This window comes from uncultured Caballeronia sp. (assembly GCF_964243625.1).
Taxonomy (GTDB): domain Bacteria; phylum Pseudomonadota; class Gammaproteobacteria; order Burkholderiales; family Burkholderiaceae; genus Caballeronia.
The window spans coordinates 1-3,022 of sequence record NZ_CAXTGZ010000696.1; the positions used below are offsets into that span (position 1 = coordinate 1).

Sequence of the window (3,022 nt, forward strand, 5' to 3'; positions counted from 1 at the left end):
GAGCGTCTGACCGACCATGGCGCGCGCCGCGATTTTCGCGAGCGGCAGGCTGGTTGCCTTCGACACGTACGGCACCGTACGCGAAGCCCGCGGATTCACTTCCAGCACGTAGATGACGTCCTCTTTCGAGCCATCGGCCTGCGGCACTTGCTGGATCGCGAACTGCACGTTCATCAGGCCGACCACGTTCAGCGCACGCGCCATGGCGCCGGTCTGGCGCTTGAGTTCATCGATGGTTTCCTGCGACAGCGAATACGGCGGCAGCGAGCAAGCCGAGTCGCCGGAATGCACGCCCGCCTGTTCGATATGCTCCATCACGCCGCCGATGAACACCGCCTCGCCATCCGAGATGCAGTCCACATCGCATTCAATGGCGTCGTTCAGGAAACGGTCGAGCAGCACCGGCGAATCGTGCGACACCTTCACGGCTTCGCGCATGTAGCGTTCCAGATCGCGCGGCTCGTGGACGATTTCCATCGCGCGACCGCCGAGCACGTACGACGGGCGCACGACCAGCGGATAGCCGATTTCCTCGGCGAGACGCAGTGCTTCGTCTTCGGCGCGCGCCGTACGGTTCGGCGGCTGGCGCAGGTTCAGGTCCTGCAACAGCTTCTGAAAACGCTCGCGGTCTTCGGCGGCATCGATCATGTCCGGCGATGTTCCGACAATCGGTACGCCGTTCGCTTCGAGGTCCAGCGCGAGCTTCAACGGCGTCTGGCCGCCGTACTGCACAATCACGCCAACCGGCTTTTCCAGCTCCACGATTTCAAGCACGTCTTCGAGCGTCAGCGATTCGAAATACAGCCGATCAGACGTGTCGTAGTCGGTGGAAACAGTCTCGGGATTGCAGTTGACCATGATCGTTTCATAGCCGTCTTCGCGCATCGCCAAAGCTGCGTGCACGCAGCAATAATCGAATTCGATGCCCTGCCCAATCCGGTTCGGACCGCCGCCCAGGACCATGATCTTCTTTTTATCCGTCGGATTCGCTTCGCACTCTTCCTCGTAGGTCGAGTACATGTAAGCGGTCTTCGTCGCGAATTCGGCGGCGCACGTGTCCACGCGCTTGTAGACCGGACGCACCTTCAATGCGTGACGGTGTTTGCGCACGGCCGTCTGATCGGAGCCCAGCAACTTCGCCAGGCGGCGATCCGAGAACCCGCTCTGCTTCAGGTACAGCATTTCATCCTTGGTCAGGCTGTCGACGGTACGACCGCCAAGCGCCTTTTCCTTCTGGATGATTTGCTCGATCTGCGCGAGAAACCACGGATCGATCGACGTCTCTTCGAAGATTTCCTGAGCAGTCAGACCGAGACGGAACGCGTCGCCCAGGAACCAGATCCGGTCCGGACCCGGCTCGCCGATCTCACGAATCACTTCGTCGCGGCTGGTGGTCTTTTCGTCGAGTCCGTCGACACCCACTTCCAGACCGCGCAACGCCTTCTGGAACGATTCCTGGAACGTGCGGCCAATTGCCATCACTTCGCCGACCGACTTCATTTGCGTTGTCAGGCGTGCATCGGCTTCGCGGAATTTTTCGAACGCGAAACGCGGAATCTTGGTCACCACATAGTCGATGGTCGGTTCGAACGACGCCGGCGTCTGACCACCCGTGATCTCGTTCTTCAGCTCGTCGAGCGTGTAGCCGACGGCCAGCTTCGCGGCGACCTTGGCAATCGGGAAACCTGTCGCCTTCGATGCCAGCGCCGACGAACGCGACACACGCGGGTTCATCTCGATCACGACCATGCGGCCGTCTTTCGGGTTGATCGCGAACTGCACGTTCGAGCCGCCCGTGTCCACGCCGATCTCGCGCAGCACCGCGAGCGATGCGTTACGCAGGATCTGGTATTCCTTGTCGGTGAGCGTTTGCGCCGGCGCGACCGTGATGGAGTCGCCGGTGTGCACGCCCATCGGGTCCAGGTTTTCGATCGAGCAGACAATGATGCAGTTGTCCTTGGTATCGCGGACGACTTCCATCTCGAACTCTTTCCAGCCGAGCAGCGACTCTTCGATCAACAATTCGCGCGTGGGCGACAGGTCCAGTCCGCGACGGCAAATCTCCTCGAACTCTTCCTTGTTGTAGGCAATGCCGCCGCCCGATCCGCCCAGCGTGAACGAAGGACGAATCACCGTGGGGTAGCCGCCGCTGCCCGTCTGCGCAGCGATCTCCGCCTGCACTTGCAGCGCCTCTTCCATGGAATGCGCAATGCCCGACTTGGCCGAACCCAGGCCAATCTTCGTCATTGCTTCCTTGAACTTCTGCCGGTCTTCGGCTTTGTCGATGGCTTCCGGCGACGCGCCGATCAGTTCGACCTTGTACTTTTCCAGCACGCCGTGATGGAACAGATCCAGCGCACAGTTCAGCGCGGTTTGTCCGCCCATGGTCGGGAGGATGGCGTCGGGGCGTTCTTTATCGATGATGCGCTCGACCACTTCCCACGTGATCGGCTCGATATACGTCACGTCGGCCGTATTCGGGTCGGTCATGATCGTCGCGGGATTGCTGTTGACGAGAATGACCTTGTAGCCTTCCTCGCGCAGCGCCTTGCACGCCTGCGCGCCCGAATAATCGAACTCGCACGCCTGGCCGATGATGATCGGTCCCGCGCCGATGATGAGGATGCTCTTGATGTCTGTCCGCTTCGGCATAACTGCTCTCAATGATTGTGTTGCGTGTTCTGTTTTTGCGTGTCTGGCGTGTCTGCGCGCCTATATTCAAGCCGCTTCTTTTTGCGCTTCCATCAGGCCGACGAACCGATCGAACAAGTACGCAATATCGTTCGGTCCCGGCGATGCTTCCGGATGGCCCTGGAAACAGAACGCGGGTTTGTCGGTGAGCGCGAAGCCCTGCAGCGTGCCGTCGAACAACGAGGTATGCGTGACCTTTGCGTTGGCGGGCAGCGTGGCGGCATCCACGGCAAAACCGTGATTCTGCGACGTGATCACCACGCGGCCGTTCTCGAGATCCTTCACCGGATGATTCGCGCCGTGATGGCCCGTCTTCATCTTCATGGTCTTA

Annotated in this window: 1 protein-coding gene and 1 pseudogene; both read right to left on the reverse strand. The window is 60.4% G+C overall.

The genetic code is table 11. The features are described from left to right. Positions 1–2,652 (reverse strand): carbamoyl-phosphate synthase large subunit (carB, locus tag ACFFAR_RS29470; protein WP_375509041.1); only part of this gene is annotated, 2,652 nt, incomplete at its 3' end. Between the two features lie 66 nt (positions 2,653–2,718). Then, positions 2,719–3,022 (reverse strand): annotated as a pseudogene (locus ACFFAR_RS29475) (carbamoyl-phosphate synthase small subunit); the annotation flags it as partial.